The 13,980-nt window shown below is 69.3% G+C and carries 18 protein-coding genes; 9 read left to right on the top strand and 9 right to left on the bottom strand.

From position 1 onward, the window contains the following. The first annotated feature begins 17 nt into the window (after positions 1–17). Genes BLT25_RS13430 through BLT25_RS13420 form a run of 3 tightly spaced genes read left to right on the top strand, consistent with a single transcriptional unit; the run spans position 18 to position 4,557 of the window. Entirely contained in the window at positions 18–2,105 is a 2,088-nt protein-coding gene (locus BLT25_RS13430) for a glycoside hydrolase family 2 protein (RefSeq protein WP_091046640.1), read from the top strand. 29 nt (positions 2,106–2,134) lie between these two features. After that, positions 2,135–2,842 (top strand): LppX_LprAFG lipoprotein, encoded by a 708-nt coding sequence (locus BLT25_RS13425; RefSeq protein ID WP_091046638.1) that lies wholly within the window; start codon positions 2,135–2,137, stop codon positions 2,840–2,842. Then, positions 2,839–4,557, top strand: coding sequence for an MFS transporter (locus BLT25_RS13420; RefSeq protein WP_176883861.1), 1,719 nt, complete (start codon positions 2,839–2,841; stop codon positions 4,555–4,557). Before BLT25_RS13425 ends, BLT25_RS13420 begins: the two co-directional genes overlap by 4 nt. Before the next feature lie 3 nt (positions 4,558–4,560). Here BLT25_RS13420 and BLT25_RS13415 read toward each other — a convergent pair whose 3' ends face one another. Then, a complete protein-coding gene (locus BLT25_RS13415; protein ID WP_091046635.1) occupies positions 4,561–5,109 on the bottom strand; it encodes a DUF4188 domain-containing protein in 549 nt (182 codons plus the stop codon). An 88-nt stretch (positions 5,110–5,197) separates the two neighbouring features. Between BLT25_RS13415 and BLT25_RS13410 the strand changes: the two genes are divergently transcribed. Further along, positions 5,198–5,830, top strand: a complete 633-nt coding sequence (locus tag BLT25_RS13410; RefSeq protein ID WP_091046633.1) for a MerR family transcriptional regulator — start codon at positions 5,198–5,200, stop codon at positions 5,828–5,830. 24 nt (positions 5,831–5,854) lie between these two features. On the opposite strand, the gene BLT25_RS13405 is transcribed toward BLT25_RS13410, so the two are convergent. The 3 genes from BLT25_RS13405 to BLT25_RS13400 form a co-directional block, all read right to left on the bottom strand. Then, a complete protein-coding gene (locus BLT25_RS13405) occupies positions 5,855–6,103 on the bottom strand; it encodes a hypothetical protein (RefSeq protein WP_091046631.1) in 249 nt (82 codons plus the stop codon). 85 nt (positions 6,104–6,188) lie between these two features. After that, positions 6,189–6,332 carry a GPGG-motif small membrane protein gene (locus BLT25_RS29895; protein ID WP_176883858.1) on the bottom strand — a complete coding sequence of 48 codons (144 nt, stop codon included), beginning with the start codon at positions 6,330–6,332 and terminating at the stop codon, positions 6,189–6,191. Positions 6,333–6,435: 103 nt separating this feature from the next. Beyond that, positions 6,436–7,398 (bottom strand): glycosyltransferase, encoded by a 963-nt coding sequence (locus BLT25_RS13400; RefSeq protein WP_091046628.1) that lies wholly within the window; start codon positions 7,396–7,398, stop codon positions 6,436–6,438. A 164-nt stretch (positions 7,399–7,562) separates the two neighbouring features. Here BLT25_RS13400 and BLT25_RS13395 point away from each other — a divergent pair, with 164 nt between their 5' ends. Genes BLT25_RS13395 through BLT25_RS13385 form a run of 3 tightly spaced genes read left to right on the top strand, consistent with a single transcriptional unit; the run spans position 7,563 to position 8,907 of the window. Further along, positions 7,563–8,357, top strand: a complete 795-nt coding sequence (locus tag BLT25_RS13395; RefSeq protein ID WP_091046627.1) for a sigma-70 family RNA polymerase sigma factor — start codon at positions 7,563–7,565, stop codon at positions 8,355–8,357. 59 nt (positions 8,358–8,416) lie between these two features. After that, on the top strand, positions 8,417–8,641 hold the full coding sequence (locus BLT25_RS13390; RefSeq protein ID WP_091046624.1) for a hypothetical protein: 225 nt from the start codon (positions 8,417–8,419) through the stop codon (positions 8,639–8,641). Further along, positions 8,638–8,907 (top strand): hypothetical protein, encoded by a 270-nt coding sequence (locus BLT25_RS13385; RefSeq protein ID WP_091046622.1) that lies wholly within the window; start codon positions 8,638–8,640, stop codon positions 8,905–8,907. The genes BLT25_RS13390 and BLT25_RS13385 overlap by 4 nt, the downstream gene beginning before the upstream one ends. A gap of 79 nt (positions 8,908–8,986) precedes the next feature. Here BLT25_RS13385 and BLT25_RS13380 read toward each other — a convergent pair whose 3' ends face one another. The 4 genes from BLT25_RS13380 to BLT25_RS13370 form a co-directional block, all read right to left on the bottom strand. Continuing rightward, on the bottom strand, positions 8,987–9,313 hold the full coding sequence (locus BLT25_RS13380; protein WP_091046619.1) for a plasmid stabilization protein: 327 nt from the start codon (positions 9,311–9,313) through the stop codon (positions 8,987–8,989). A gap of 1 nt (position 9,314) precedes the next feature. Beyond that, positions 9,315–9,458 (bottom strand): hypothetical protein, encoded by a 144-nt coding sequence (locus BLT25_RS29890; protein WP_176883856.1) that lies wholly within the window; start codon positions 9,456–9,458, stop codon positions 9,315–9,317. A 30-nt stretch (positions 9,459–9,488) separates the two neighbouring features. Then, positions 9,489–10,028 (bottom strand): sigma-70 family RNA polymerase sigma factor, encoded by a 540-nt coding sequence (locus BLT25_RS13375; protein WP_091046616.1) that lies wholly within the window; start codon positions 10,026–10,028, stop codon positions 9,489–9,491. 195 nt (positions 10,029–10,223) lie between these two features. Beyond that, the gene (locus BLT25_RS13370) at positions 10,224–10,844 is read right to left on the bottom strand and encodes a helix-turn-helix transcriptional regulator (protein ID WP_256328587.1); all 621 of its coding nucleotides are present in this window, start codon (positions 10,842–10,844) and stop codon (positions 10,224–10,226) included. A 338-nt stretch (positions 10,845–11,182) separates the two neighbouring features. Here BLT25_RS13370 and BLT25_RS13365 point away from each other — a divergent pair, with 338 nt between their 5' ends. Further along, positions 11,183–11,383, top strand: coding sequence for a hypothetical protein (locus BLT25_RS13365; protein WP_091046612.1), 201 nt, complete (start codon positions 11,183–11,185; stop codon positions 11,381–11,383). Between the two features lie 3 nt (positions 11,384–11,386). On the opposite strand, the gene BLT25_RS13360 is transcribed toward BLT25_RS13365, so the two are convergent. Then, entirely contained in the window at positions 11,387–13,408 is a 2,022-nt protein-coding gene (locus BLT25_RS13360) for a M3 family metallopeptidase (protein WP_091046610.1), read from the bottom strand. 61 nt (positions 13,409–13,469) lie between these two features. On the opposite strand from BLT25_RS13360, the gene BLT25_RS13355 reads away from it, so the two are divergent. Beyond that, positions 13,470–13,967 carry a beta-class carbonic anhydrase gene (locus BLT25_RS13355; RefSeq protein WP_091046608.1) on the top strand — a complete coding sequence of 166 codons (498 nt, stop codon included), beginning with the start codon at positions 13,470–13,472 and terminating at the stop codon, positions 13,965–13,967. Positions 13,968–13,980: the final 13 nt, after the last annotated feature.

Raw genomic sequence — 13,980 nt, 5'->3', positions numbered from 1 at the left:
ACCCGAGAGAAGCCATCATGCACTCATCCGACCGTCTGCTGCCGAACGTCACCGCCGACCGCCGCCGATTCCTCACCATGGCCGGCGCTGGTGCCGCCGCGGCCGCTGCCCTGCCGGCTCTCGGGCCCGTACCTGCCGAGGCCACGCCTGCTGCCGCGTCGGCGCGACGTAGCGTCGAGGTCTCGTCAGGGTGGTCCTTCCACCTCGGGGAGGATGCCGAGGGGGTGAGGTGGGAGCGGGTCGATCTGCCGCACACCTGGAACGCGCTCGATGCCCAAGACGGCGGTGGGAACTACCACCGCGGCACCGGCTGGTATCGCCGCCACGTGCGGGTGCCCGCGGAGATGCGCGGCCAAGAGCTGTTCCTCGAGTTCGGCGGGGCGAGCCAGGTGGCCGAGGTATACGTCGACGGCACCCTGGTCGGGACGCACGCCGGAGCGTTCGGCAGGTTCCGGCTCGACGTCACTGAGGCGCTCCGGGACGGTGGGACGGTGGCGGTGAAGGTCGACAACGCGTTGCGCGCGGATGTGGCTCCGCTGGCCGGCGACTTCAACGTCTACGGCGGCCTCTACCGCGGCGTACGCCTCATCGGGACCGCCCGATCCCACCTCGATCTGCTGGACTCGGGCGGGCCCGGGGTGATCATCCGGCAGCGCTCTCTGACCGATGCCCTCGCCACCGTCGAGGTCACCTCGCGGGTCGTGAACCCGGTAGGCACCGAGGTCATCACCCGCGTGGTCGACCGACGCGGGCGCACCGTTGCGACGAGCAGGAAGTCCGCAGCAGCGACGGTCCAGCAGATCGTGGACATCCCGAGGCCGCACCGCTGGGACGGTCCGGCGGATCCGTATCTCTATACGGTCGACGTGTCCATAGTGCGTGGTGGGAAGGTGCTCGATGCCGTCGCGGAGCCGTTGGGACTGCGTACGATCGATGTCGACGCCAACCTCGGCCTGCTCCTCAACGGCCGCCCGTACCGGATCTACGGCGTCAACCGCCATCAGGACCGGGCCGACCAGGGCTGGGCGATCTCGCAGGAGCAGACCGTCGAGGATTTCGCGCTGATGCGGGAGATGGGCGTCACCGCGGTACGCCTCGCCCACTATCCCCAGGACGACTTCGCCTACGCCCTCGCCGACCGGTACGGGATCCTGCTCTACTCCGAGGTGCCTTATGTCGGGGGTGTACCGAGTCCGACTGGATCGAACGACAGCCCGGAGCTCACCGCCAACCTGGTCGCCCAGGCGCGGGAGATGGTGCGCGGCCTCGGCAACCATCCCTCCGTCGCCTGGTGGAGCATCGGTAACGAGCTGGGCGACACCGCCGACGTCAACGCCAACCTCGCCGCGATCCAGGAGACGATCAAGGCCGAGGACCCGAGCCGACACACCTCCTACGCTCACCTCAGCGGCCTCTACCCCGACGAGTCCGGCGTCCTCGACCACGCGGATCTGTCCGGCTACAACCGCTACGACGGCTGGTACGCCGGCACAACAGCCGACTTCGGCCGCTGGGCAGACGAGCTGCACGCCACCGATCCGGCCCGCCGCCTCGGCATCACCGAGTACGGCGCCGGCGCGAGCGTGCGGCAGCACCAGGAGTGGCCCGGCGTGGCAGGCGGCCTGGACACCAGGGCGCCACACCCGGAGGAGTATCAGGCCTACCACCACTCGCAGCTGTGGCCGCAGATCGCGGCGCGGCCCTTTCTGTGGGGCGCGTTCGTGTGGGCCATGTTCGACTTCGCCAGCGACGCCCGGCACGAGGGCGACGCCCATGGTCTCAACGACAAGGGCCTGGTGACGTATGACCGTGGCACTCGCAAGGCGGCCTTCTACTACTTCCGCTCGGCCTGGACCCGCACACCCACGCTGCGGCTGGTCGAGCGCGGGTGGACCGAGCGGTCCGAGGCGGCGACGACCGTGCATGTCTTCTCCAACGCCGATGAGGTGACACTGCGCCTGAACGGCAGGGTCATGGGCACCACGAAGGTCGAGAACCACACCGCCGCGTTCCCCCTCAACCTGCGTCCTGGCGCCAACCGGGTCGTCGCCACCGCGGTAACCAACGGCCGGAGAATCAGCGACGCAGCGACCTGGACACTGTGAGGGTTGCGGGGCGTGGCATTCTGACCCGCATGCCCATGAGCCTGCCACGCCTCGCCTTCGCTCTCCTCGCCCTTCTGGCCGCGCTTCTCGTGATGACCTCCTGCGGGGACGAGGACCCGGCCAAGGGACGTACGCCGCAGCAGGTGCTCGCGGCGGCACAGAAGAACCTCGACGAGACGAGCGGGATCAACTTCTCGATCGCCTCCGACGACCTGCCCGAGGGCATCACGACGCTGAAGGCCGCGACCGGGACGCTCACCCGCGAGCCCGCGTTCCAGGGCAAGCTGACCGTCCCGGTGATGGGCGCGGAGGCCCAGGTCGAGGTGGTCTCGGTCGGTGGCGTCGTCTACGCGAAGCTGCCGTTCACGACCGCGTTCCAGGAGCTCGACCCGGCCGACTACGGCGTGCCCGACCCGGCCGCGCTGATCGCGCCGGAGACCGGCATCTCCTCGCTGCTCTCGGCGACCCAGGACGTGAAGATCGGCAAGTCGGTGCGCGGCGGCGCCGACAACGACGAGATCCTCTCGACCTACACCGGCACGCTCCCGGACACCGCGGTCCAGAAGATCCTCGCCGGCGCGACCGGCGACTTCGACGTCACCTACATCATCAACGACTCCGACGAGCTCACCGAGGCCACCATCGAGGGCAACTTCAGCGGTGAGGGCGAGGCGGCGTACTCCTACACGATCGACGTGACCGAGTACGGCGTCGAGAAGGAGATCACCAAGCCGTGAGGGCCGTCCTGTGGTTGGCGGCCGTCGCGGTGGCGTTCGCCGCCGCGGACACCTATGTCGTCGTGCTGGCGCTGCCGGACATGATGGCGGGCGTCGGGCTCTCGATCGAGGAGCTGCAACGGGCCGCCCCGCTGATCTCGGGCTTCCTGCTGGGGTACGTCGCGGTGCTCCCGCTGATCGGACGCCTCGCCGACCTCCTCGGGCACCTGCCGGTGCTCGTCGGGGGTCTCGTCGTCTTCGCGTTCGGCTCGTTCCTGACGGCGCTGTCGTGGGACCTGGCCGCGATGGTGGTCGGCCGGTTCTTCCAGGGACTGGGCGGCGGTGCGCTCGTGCCGGCGACCCTCGCGCTCGTCGCGGCGCTCTATCCCGCCGAGCGCCGTGGGGTCCCGCTCGGGCTGGTCTCGGCGGTCCAGGAGCTCGGCTCGGTGCTCGGGCCGCTCATCGGTGCGGCCGTGCTCGCCGTCGCGGACTGGCGCGCGATCTTCGCGCTCAACCTCGTGGTGGGCCTCGTGCTGGCGGTGGCGATCCGGCGTCTGGGCCGCTCTGACGCCGCGCGGGATCGCCCACGACGGCCGGACCTGATCGCGCTGCTGCTGTTGCTGGTCGCCGGCGCCGCGTTCGTGCTGCTGGCGATCGAGCCGACCGCCCTGGTCCAGGACCTGACCTGGGGCGCGCTCTACGTGCCCGGGGCCGGGTCGACCCGCTGGCTGACCCCGCTGGGCCTGGTCACGATCATCGCCACGCTCGGGTTCCTGGTGAAGTGCGGCCTGCGGCCGGGCGTACGCCGTGTGCTCGGCCGGATCGCCGACGAGGTCGACCTCCTCGGGGCGCTGCTGCTCTCGTTCGCCCTGGCCGGGGTGATCCTGGCCTTCGCGACCGCCGACCCCGAGGTGGCGGTCTTCTCCGAGCAGGGCACCTGGTACCTGGTCGCCGGCGGGCTGGCGCTGCTCGGCTTCGTCTTCCACCTGCGCCGGGCGCACGACCCGATCGTGCCCCGCGGCGCGTTCGCCCGGACGCCGGCGTGGGGCTCGGTGCTGATCTCGTTCTTCGTCGGTGCCGCGCTGGTTGCGGCGCTGATCGACGTGCCGCTATTCGCCCGCACCACGATCTACGGCGACAGCCAGCTGAAGGCCGCGCTGGTGCTGCTGGAGTTCCTGGTCGCGCTACCGGTGGGTGCCGTCGCGGGCGGCTTCCTCACCCGGCGGCTGCCGGCGGGGGTGATCGCGGGTGGCGGGATGCTGCTGGCCGCGGTGGCGTTCGTGTTCATGGCGCGCTGGGACGCCGACGCGCTGCGCTCGCTGTCGGCGACCGTCGTGCTCGTCGCAGGCGGCCTCGGCTTCGGTCTCGCCCTGGCGCCGGTCAACGCGGCGATCCTGGCCACGACCGAGCAGTCGATGCACGGCCTGACCACGTCCTTCACCGTGGTGGCCCGCATGGTCGGGATGCTTGTCGGCATCTCGGCGCTGACCACGATCGGCCTGCGCAGCTACTACGCCGCCCAGGCCGACCTGCCGTCGCTGTCGTCGGTGTGCACCGGCGGCGGCATGTGCGAGGACTATCAGGACCTGCTCATCGGCGCCGCCATCGCCCAGGAGCACACCGTCTTCGCCGGCGCCGCGGTCTGCGCCGGGATCGCCGCACTGCTCTCGGTGGTGCTGCTGTGGGGCGCTCCGACACGCGCGCTGTCGCCGAGCGCGACGGTCACCGCGCTGTAGGGGTCACGTCTCCACGTACTCCGGGCGGGTGGATCCCATCCGCGCGTGGGTCTTGTTGCGCCGGCCGGCGGACCGCTCGACGACGCCGAGCGCTGCCCCGAGGCCGAAGGCGGGCATGTTGCCGTAGAGGGTCTCGACCTGGTCGGCGGGGACCCGGTAGGTCTCGTGCCAGATCCCGATGTCGCCGGTGGACGCCGCGCGCCGGTTGAAGGCGGCCCACGCCGGGGCGTGCGAGAGCGCCGGGTCCTTGGCGAACCTGCCGAGGTCCTCCACGCTGCGCCAGTACTGCACCGTCAGCAGCGACCGTCCCGACCAGTAGCTCCGCGCCGAGAGCAGGCCGAGGTCGGGGTTCTTGGCGAGCTCGGCGAGCATCCGCGGCATCGCGACGAACGTCGGGAACCAGCTGCGCACCTTGTGCCAGCGGTGGATGTGCATACCGATCAGGAACACGACGACCTCGTCCGTTCCGACATCGGCGACGCTGTGCCCGGGCGTGACGCCGTCCGGCACGTTCTTCGGGGCCTCCCGATAGGCCCGGGCGATCTTCGACATTCCCGTCCCCCTAACTGGATAGCGATAGTATCTAGGATAGGATAGTGCTCCTATCCAGCACTGCTGTCAACCAGTCCACGGAGGAACGATGCGGATCTCCGAGCTCGCCGACTCGACCGGCGTGAGCGTCGCGACCATCAAGTACTACGTCCGCGAGGGCCTCCTCTCCCCCGGCAGAAAGCTCTCCGAGCGCCTGGCCGACTACGACGACCAGCACGTACGCCGCCTGCGCCTGCTCCGCGTCCTGCGCGATGTCGGCGCCGTCCCCGTCGGAGCGCTCAAGGCGCTCGTCGACGCGACCCAGGACCGGAGCGCGTCGGTGCACGACATGTTCGGCGAGGCCTGCGACGCGCTCCGCACCGAGACGACCATCCCCGGAGTCCGCGACGACCACACCCGACACCTCGCCGACCAGATCGTCGACCAGGCGGGGTGGACGAACGTGCGGCCGGACGCCCCCGAGCGGAACCACCTGGCCGGCATCATCAAGGTCATCCTCGACAGCGGACTCCCCACCGACCCCGAGGGGGCGGCGACCTACCTCCCCCTCGTGGACGCGATCGCCGGCTACGAGCTCGCTCAGATCGACGACACCCAGGACCGCGAGGCGATGATGGAGCAGATGGTCCTGGGTCAGGTGGTTCTCGGGGAGTTCCTGCTCTGCCTGCGCCGGCTGGCCCACGAGCACCACAGCGCTCTGCGATTCGCCGAGCGCAGCTGAGCGATCCGGCCGGGGCGTACGCGCTCAGGAGCCGCTGGTGACCCGGTCGCGCACGCCCGTCACGCCGAACGAGTGAGCACAGTGGGCACAGCAGAACATGTGCTCCTCGTTCTGCACCCCGTGCCCGAGGATGCGGCTGCCGCAGTTGACGCACACGGGCGCGATCACCGACACGGCGCACTCGATCGAGTCGAAGACATGATGCTCGCCCGAGGCCGTCGTCACCTCGAAGCTCTCGTCGTAGTCGTTGCCGCACGTGGCGCACTTACCCATGGTTCGTTCCCTTCCTTCGCTTCGTACCGGACTTCGACCCGGACGCCATGCGGCCCGGGCCTCGAAGGCCCGGGCCGCATGGTGTCTAGGTGAAGATGCTCACCCCACCGGGGCCGACCAGCAGGCCGACCACGATGAGGACTGCTCCCCACAGGATTTGGCCTCGAATCAGCGCCAGGATGCCGCCGATGACCAGGACTGCCGCGATCAGCCAGAGAAGTAATGCCATATGGATCTCACCTCGGTGTGTGTAGTTGTTCCTGCACTCGGTACCCATCAGGCGCCGGTTCAAACCTCCGAGATGCGCTGAGCTCGTCCGGGATCGTCCGAGATCACGGTGCGGTCCCCGCGACGACCGTGCGGAGCACGTCATCCCACTCATCGAGGAACCGGTCCAGGCCGTAGCGTCTTCTCGCGTGCCGGCGCCCGATCAGCCCGGCCTCCTCGGCGACGTCGGGATCCTTCATCAGATGGCGTACGGCCGGGACGATCTCGTCGCGTCGGGTGGTGACGTAACCGGCCTCGTGCGGCACCGCGAGCGGAGTCTCGGCGGTCGCCAGCGCGACCACCGGCATACCGAGATGCATCGCCTCGATCAGCGAGAGGTCGAGCGAGGTCCAGCGGTTGAGGTGGACATAGACCCGGCGTCGCGGGAGGTGGTCGTGCAGGTCGGGCTGCGGCAGGTTCTCGTACGTCCGTAGGCCCCGGTACGCGGGCAGGTGCCCGACGCGCATGCCGAAGACGTCGGCGCCGACGCCCTCGGCCAGCGGCGGGATCAGGTCGGCGCCGACCGAGCGGCCGCGGCGTACCGGATCGTTGACGACCATCCCGGCACGCTCGATGTCACCGGTGTAGCGGCGACCCGGGTCGAGGATGCCGTGCTCGATCACGGTGGTCGGGGAGCCGGAGCAATCCCAGAGAAGGTCGTTGAAGCCGGTGACGTGCACGATCAGGACATCGTCGTCCGCCATCGGGTGGCGAGTCTCAGGGACAGCACCGGCCGGGGTGTCGTGCTCCAGGTAGACCGCGGGTACGTCACGCCCCGGACGGCGGCCGCCGAGCCACTTCTCGGCCAGCTCGACCTCGTGCGGCCGCTGCAGGAGAACGACGTCGACCTCCTCGTCCGCCAGGGCCTCGGGAGAGACCTCGCGCGCTGCCGCGGGCCACTCGCAGGTGCGGGCGCGTCCTCGCCCGTCGGGGCCCCGGTCCGCAGTGGTCGGGAGGAGGTAGTCATGGCGACCGTGCACGAACGCCGTCGTCCAGGCCGCGCGCACGTGCCAGATCAGGATTCTCATTCCCTCTCGGTGCCCGGAAGGGCCCGCCAGGATGCGGAATCGCCGGACAAAACTCTTCTGACATTCACCCGAAGGGGTGGTTGCGGCTACGAAGTCGCACACCCGCAGGGGTGAAGTTCGCTCTGGAGCCGTTGGAAGGCGGTCGAGACCGGCACTACCTACACATGACGACGACAACTTTCGAGACAGACCTACCCCGAGCCGAGCGACAGCGTCTGACCTCGGAGCTGTTGGCGAAGGCACACAGTGCCGAAGGAGAGGAGCAGGACCGGATCCTCGAGGAGGTGATTTTGCTCAACGCCGCGGTCGCCCGCTCGATCGCGCACCGCTACACCGGCCGAGGCATCCCCCGTGCGGACCTCGAGCAGGTGGCGTACACCGCCTTGGTCCGGGCCGCGAAGAGCTTCCATCCCGATCGCGCCGATGATTTCCTCACCTATGCGGTGCCGACGATCCGCGGTGAGGTGAAGCGCTGGTTCCGCGACCACGGCTGGACGGTGCGGCCGCCGCGCCCCATCCAGGAGCTGCAGAGCACACTGCTGCGGATCGGGTCGGAGCGAGGCACCCTGCCCACCTCCGAGCTGGCCGAGATCGCCCAGGTGCCGGAGCAGAAGGTACGCGAGGCGCTCGATGCCCGTGGCTGCTTCACCCCCTCCTCGCTGGACGCCCCGCTGCGCCCCGGCGAGGCCCCGTCCTCGGCCGCGGCGACCATCGGCGACATGCTGCCCGGCACCGACGGCGGGATGGCCGACTGCGAGACCCGACTGGCACTGGAGCAGGCGATCGAGTCCCTGTGCCCGCGCGATCAGATCGTGGTGAGGCTGCGCTTCGTCGAGGACCGTAGCCAGGCTGAGATCGGCGAGGCCATCGGAGTCACCCAGACCCAGGTCTCCCGGATCCTGACCCGGGTCATCGATGAGCTGCGTGGGCAGCTCGAAGGCGTAGGAATCGCCGCATGACCTGCACCCTCGACGGGTACGGGACGAGAAGAGCCGACCCCGACACAAGGAGATCTGGCATGACGTACTCAACGATCACCGGCGAACGCACCGACACCGCCCAGCGCTCGCTGTGGAACGGCACGACGCCCAAGACCACGTGGCAGGAGTCGTCCTGGGGCAAGCGGATCGCGGCTATCGCCGCGTTCGCGGTCCCGATCGTGATGGCCGTCGCCACCACCGTCATCCGCAAGAAGGGCACCGATGCCGTGCTGCGACGGATCAAGGGAGGCAAGAAGAAGTGAGGACCAAACGGAACCTCTTCACCTTCGCGCTGGGTGGGGTGGCCGGCTACCTCGTCGGCCGCTACCCCCGCGAGACCCTGGAGAAGGTACGCGGCGGTGCCGGCATGACCGTTGGCCTGGCCCGTGAGCGGATCGGCATGATGTCCCAGGCCCTCCCGTTCGCACGGGCCGGCGACCACCGCGCCGTCACCACGCAGCCCCCGGAGACCGGCGACGACGTCGTCGATCGCACCTCGACCGCGTACGTCTCTCGACCTCACCCCTGATTCCGCAGACAAAATGTGCCGCCGACCCTGTCCTTGACGGGGTCGGCGGCCCACTCCCCCACGGGGAGCCAGGTGGGAACTAGCGCCCCACGGCCTTCTCGAGCTCGGCCTTGTTCATCTTCGAACGCCCCTTGACGCCCTTGTCCTTGGCCTCTTCGTACAGCTGGGCCCTGGTACGCCCGCCCGGGCCGCGGTGACTGCGCAAGCCACCGCGGCGGCCTGAGGAGATGTCGTTGGTCGAGGTGCGGCTGCGTTCGCGGGACTCTCCCCCGCGGGCGCGCTCCTTGTTCACCGTACGAGCCGCGATCTCCTCGGCGGTGTCCTCGTTCTCACCGCGCTCGAGCAGGCCTTCCTTGATGTGCTCGTACTGTCGTTCTCGCTTCTTGCTCCAGGCGCGCTGCGGCATCTCAACTCTCCCTTCTCGGCTGGTCGAGACGTTCATCGTCCTCGGCCACGTGCTTGTTGCGGCGGGCGTCGAGCGCCCAAGCCGCGATACCGACCATGACGACGACCAACCCGATCACACTGAAGATGACAACTTGGGTGCTCATGGTCTCTGCGGTACCCAGAACGCCTCCGGCCTACGCGGCAACGACCACGCGCATCCGGCGGATGATCCGGGCGAGGGCGCGGGAGACCTGGGCCTGCGTGGCGCCTATCCGCTCACCGATCTCGGCCTGGCTGAGGCCGTCGACGAAGCGCAGTCGCACGATCGTCCGGTCTGCCTCGTCGAGCCGGTCGATCGCCTCCTCGACCATCACCCGCGCCTCTGCGTGCTCGAAGCCCGGGTCGGGCGCACCCAGCTGCTCGGCGAGCGGCCCCTGGGTGTCGTCGTCGAGGTGCTGCGTACGCACGCCGCGGGCCAGGTCACGGAAGCAGTGACGCATCTCGCCGTTGGCCATCGGGACGGCATAGCTCAGGAACTCGCCCTGCGAGGGGTCGTAGCGGCGCGCGGCCTTCACCAGGCCCATTCTCGCGGCCTGGCGAAGGTCGTCGATCTCGATGCCGCGGCCCGCGTAGCGGGCGGCCAGGGAGCGCGCCACCGGGAGGTGGCGTACAACCAGCTCCTCCTGCCGTTGCAGCGGCACCTGAACGGCTGCTGGGTCCTGTGTCGTGTCCATGACCCGAGTCTGCCGAACGAACCGGTCAGAAGCTCCGTCTCAGAGAAGAATTGGCCCCCAGGGGTGAGCTCAACCCCCAACAGCACCGGCACGCTCACCCCTGAGGGTTAGAACCGCGGTCCCGGGTCCGTTGCCGAGACCGCGGCACCGACAGCGCGCATCGTGGTGTCAGCCCGCTGCCGTGGCAGACGGAAGTCACCCAGACTGCTCTGTCGATACGGCATCGGTAACCATCCGGGCGCCGACCGATGCGCCCGACTCCACGGAATTCTCGTCGGGCGGCGCGAATCCGTGCGTGATCGCCCAGCTGACCGCCTGGCTGCGGGTGGTGACCTCGAGCTTGCGGTAGGCCTGCCGGATGTGGCTCTTGAGCGTGTTGACGCTCACGACGAGCTTGGCGGCGATCTCGTTGTTGGAGAGCCCTTGGGCGATCAGCGCGATCACCTCGACCTCCCGGGTGGTGAGCCCGGCGACCGTCCCCAACCGGTCCTGCTGCTCGCCGATCGGCTCGCCCGCGGCGGTGAGCTCGATGCTGCGTACGAGCTCTCCGGCGTGCACGCTCATCGAGACCCAGGCCTTCGCCCCGAGCGAGTAGGCCTTGGCCCGAAGGTCGGGGCGCATGTCACGGCTGAAGATCAGCACCTTGGCGTCGGTCTCGTGCAGCAGGTGCTTGAGATCGGACCCGTCGGTCAGGTGCAGTCCGAGGGTGTCGTAGAGGATCACGTCGACACCGGATGCCCGGCTGCGTACGGACGGAAGAGCGGTCACGACCAGGCGGTCCGGATAGTCGGCGAGCATCGTCGTGAGCCCGCGCATGACAACCTCCTGTGGGCTGACCACCGCTACCTGCAACACCCCCACCCTCATCATGCTTGAACCTTCTCAGATCGGTGGTCGGTTGGACAGGTGTACGGGGATGACACACCCCGGGTACCAGGGGTCCACACAGATCTCTGAGACGGGAGCAACCCATGTCCCACGTGACCGAAGCCCTCACGAGGGCTCCACCGGATCCGTGCCCAGCAGCTGGCCACCATGCCGTTCCACTCCATCGTCGACCGGGTCAAGGACGCACTGAGCCGAACGTGACGTGGCACAGTGGATGCCGAACGGCATCGACGACAGCACCGAAGTCCTCAGATGGGAGTGGAACCATGGAAAACAACAACACCCGGGATGACGACGTGACCGGCGCGGACGAGAACGCCGAAGGCACCATCCCTGCCCCGACCCCGGAGTTCGTCAAGGAAGCGGCCTCCGACTACGACCCGCAGGACGAGACCGAGGAAGAGACCTTCCCCGCCAGCGACCCGCAGTCCAGCTGGGCCGGCCCTGCGGACCCTCGGGACCGTTGAGGCTCAGGCCAGGCCCCGGCGCTCCAGCAGCGGAGCGATCGGGGCCGGTCGACCGCGCCACTCCGCATAGGACTCCAGCGGATCCCGGGTGCCGCCGATGCCGATCACATAGCGTACGTACGTCTCGCCGTTCTCCCTGGTCAGGCCGCCGTTCTCCTTGAACCACGCGACCGTGTCGGCGTCGAGCACCTCGGACCAGATGTAGGAGTAGTAGGCCGAGGCGTAGCCGCCGAAGATGTGCTTGAAGTACGCCGTGTAGTAACGCGCCCGCACCGCCGGGTTGTCCAGGCCGACCGCCGCGAGCGTGGCCGCCTCGAACTCCTCGACCGCCTCGGGCGAGGTCGGCACATCGGCCGGACCGAGCTCGTGCCACGCCAGATCGATCAAGGTGGCGGCGAGGTACTCGGAGGTCGCGAACCCCTCGTTGAACGTGGCGGAGGCCTCGAGCTTGCCGAGCACGTCGGCCGGGATCGGCTCACCGGTCTCGTGATGCACCGCGTAGTTGGCGAGCACCTCGGGCCAGAGCATCCACATCTCGTTGACCTGGGAGGGGTATTCGACGAAGTCGCGGTAGACCGAGGTCGCCGCGAACCGCGGGTACGTCGCCCGGGCCAGCAGCCCGTGCAGCGCATGCCCGAACTCGTGGAAGAGCGTGTTGACCTGGTCGAAGGTGAGCAGGGTCGGCTCCCCCGGCGCCGGCTTGGGCACGTTGAGGTTGTTGGTCACGATCGCCGACGGCTCGCCCAGCAGCGTGTTGGCGGTGACGTAGGAGTTCATCCAGGCACCACCCTTCTTCGAGTCCCGGGTGTAGAGGTCGAGCAGGAAGAGCCCGATCGGCTCGCCGTCGCGGGAGACCTCGAAGACGCGTACCTCGGGGTGGTAGCCCTGCAGGTCGGGGCGCTCCTCGAAGCTCAGCCCGTAGAGCCGGCCGGCAGCGAAGAAGACTCCGTCGCGCAGCACCCGGTCGGCCTCGAACCACGGCCGCAGGACGGCCAGGTCGACGTCGTACTCCGAGACCCGGACCTTCTCCGCGTAGTAGGGCCAGTCCCAGGCTTCGATGCTGGTCCCGGCGGAGGCCTCGAGCGCGGTCTGCTCGGCGCGGGCGTTGCGAGCCGCCGGCGCGGCCAGCCGCTCCAGCATGTCGCGTACGGCCTTCGGCGTGCCGGCGGTGTTGTCGGCGGTCACCAGACCGGCGTAGCTGTCGAACCCGAGCAGCTGTGCCTTCTCGGCCCGCAGCCGCAGCGCGTCGAGTGCGATGCCGCGGGTGTCGTTGGCGTTGCCGCGCGAGCCGCGGGCGAGCTGCGCCTCGAACAGCCGCCGGCGAAGCTCTCGGTTCTCCAGCACCGACAGGTAGGGGTGGGCAGTGAACAGGGTCAGCGTGATCAGGAACTTGCCCGCCAGCCCCCGGCCCTCGGCGGCCGCCGCGGCCGCGGAGATCTCGCCCGGCGTCAGCCCGGCGAGCTCCTCGACGGTGTCGACGACCACGGCGAGGTCGTTGGAGTCGGCCTGCGCCGCCTGCCCGAAGGCCGCCTCCAGGCCGGAGATCTCCTGGTTGAGCTCGCGCAGACGCGCCTTCTGCTCCGCGCCCAGCGCGGCGCCGGCGAGGACGAAGTCGCGGTGGTAGCGCTCGACCAGATAGCGGTCCTCCCCCTCGAGGTCCTCCCTCTTCTCGTAGACCGCGTTCACCCGGGCGAAGAGGGTGTCGTCGAGGAGCAGCGCGTCGTGGTGGGCCGCCAACCGCGGAGCGTACGCAGCATCGAGCTCGTCCAGATCGTCGTCGGAGTCCGCGGAGAGCAGCGAGAAGAAGACCCGCAGGACGCGGTCCAGCCGCTCGCCGGACCGCTCCAGGGCGACCAGGGTGTTCTCGAAGGTGGGCTCCTCGGTCGAGGAGGTGATCGCGGCCAGCGCCGCCAGCTGCTCGGCCATCCCCTGCTCGATCGCCGGGCCGTAGTCCTCGATCGAGATGTCCGCGAAACGCGGCAGACGGTGGGGCAGGTCGCTGGGCTCGAGTAGGGCATCGATCACATCGCGCACGCTATCTGACACAGGTCGAGGTCGTCGTCGCGATATCGGATACCTTGGCGTCATGGCCGATTTCGATGACCTGCTTGCTGCGAACCGCGACTATGCCGAGAAGTTCGACGACGGAGGCTTCGACGGCGTCGCCCACGCCGGGGTCGCCATCGTGACCTGCATGGACTCGCGCATCGAGCCGCTCGCCCTGCTTGGCCTGAGCCTCGGCGACGCCAAGATCTTCCGCAACCCCGGCGGCCGGGTGACCCCGCAGGCGATGGAGGCGCTGGTGCTCGGCGTGCATCTCCTCAACGTCAAGCGCATCCTGGTCGTGCCCCACACCCGCTGTGCGGTCGCCTCCAACTCCGAGGCCGAGCTGCGCGCCAAGCTCGCCGAGTCGGCCGGCCAGGACGCCTCCTGGCTCGACCTGACCGTCGTCGTCGACGACCAGGTCCGCGCGCTCGCCGAGGACGTCGCCAAGGTCCGCTCGCACCCGTTCGTCCCCGAGGACGTCAAGGTCGGCGGGTTCATCTACGACGTCGACACGGGTCTGCTCAACCAGAAGATCTGAGTCCGAGCCTGCG

Source organism: Nocardioides sp. YR527 (assembly GCF_900101045.1).
Classification (GTDB): Bacteria; Actinomycetota; Actinomycetes; order Propionibacteriales; family Nocardioidaceae; genus Nocardioides.
The sequence above is the reverse complement of the archived record's forward strand: the minus strand, read 5'-3'. Positions and strand labels throughout refer to the sequence as shown.

Bases quoted from the DNA above. Each gene is read 5' to 3' on its own strand.
- BLT25_RS13430 (WP_091046640.1), top strand. From the start codon at position 18: ATGCACTCATCCGACCGTCTGCTGCCGAACGTCACCGCCGACCGCCGC.
- BLT25_RS13425 (WP_091046638.1), top strand. From the start codon at position 2,135: ATGCCCATGAGCCTGCCACGCCTCGCCTTCGCTCTCCTCGCCCTTCTG.
- BLT25_RS13415 (WP_091046635.1), bottom strand. From the start codon at position 5,109: ATGTCGAAGATCGCCCGGGCCTATCGGGAGGCCCCGAAGAACGTGCCG.
- BLT25_RS13410 (WP_091046633.1), top strand. From the start codon at position 5,198: ATGCGGATCTCCGAGCTCGCCGACTCGACCGGCGTGAGCGTCGCGACC.
- BLT25_RS13405 (WP_091046631.1), bottom strand. From the start codon at position 6,103: ATGGGTAAGTGCGCCACGTGCGGCAACGACTACGACGAGAGCTTCGAG.
- BLT25_RS29895 (WP_176883858.1), bottom strand. From the start codon at position 6,332: ATGGCATTACTTCTCTGGCTGATCGCGGCAGTCCTGGTCATCGGCGGC.
- BLT25_RS13400 (WP_091046628.1), bottom strand. From the start codon at position 7,398: ATGAGAATCCTGATCTGGCACGTGCGCGCGGCCTGGACGACGGCGTTC.
- BLT25_RS13395 (WP_091046627.1), top strand. From the start codon at position 7,563: ATGACGACGACAACTTTCGAGACAGACCTACCCCGAGCCGAGCGACAG.
- BLT25_RS13390 (WP_091046624.1), top strand. From the start codon at position 8,417: ATGACGTACTCAACGATCACCGGCGAACGCACCGACACCGCCCAGCGC.
- BLT25_RS13380 (WP_091046619.1), bottom strand. From the start codon at position 9,313: ATGCCGCAGCGCGCCTGGAGCAAGAAGCGAGAACGACAGTACGAGCAC.
- BLT25_RS29890 (WP_176883856.1), bottom strand. From the start codon at position 9,458: ATGAGCACCCAAGTTGTCATCTTCAGTGTGATCGGGTTGGTCGTCGTC.
- BLT25_RS13375 (WP_091046616.1), bottom strand. From the start codon at position 10,028: ATGGACACGACACAGGACCCAGCAGCCGTTCAGGTGCCGCTGCAACGG.
- BLT25_RS13370 (WP_256328587.1), bottom strand. From the start codon at position 10,844: ATGCGCGGGCTCACGACGATGCTCGCCGACTATCCGGACCGCCTGGTC.
- BLT25_RS13365 (WP_091046612.1), top strand. From the start codon at position 11,183: ATGGAAAACAACAACACCCGGGATGACGACGTGACCGGCGCGGACGAG.
- BLT25_RS13355 (WP_091046608.1), top strand. From the start codon at position 13,470: ATGGCCGATTTCGATGACCTGCTTGCTGCGAACCGCGACTATGCCGAG.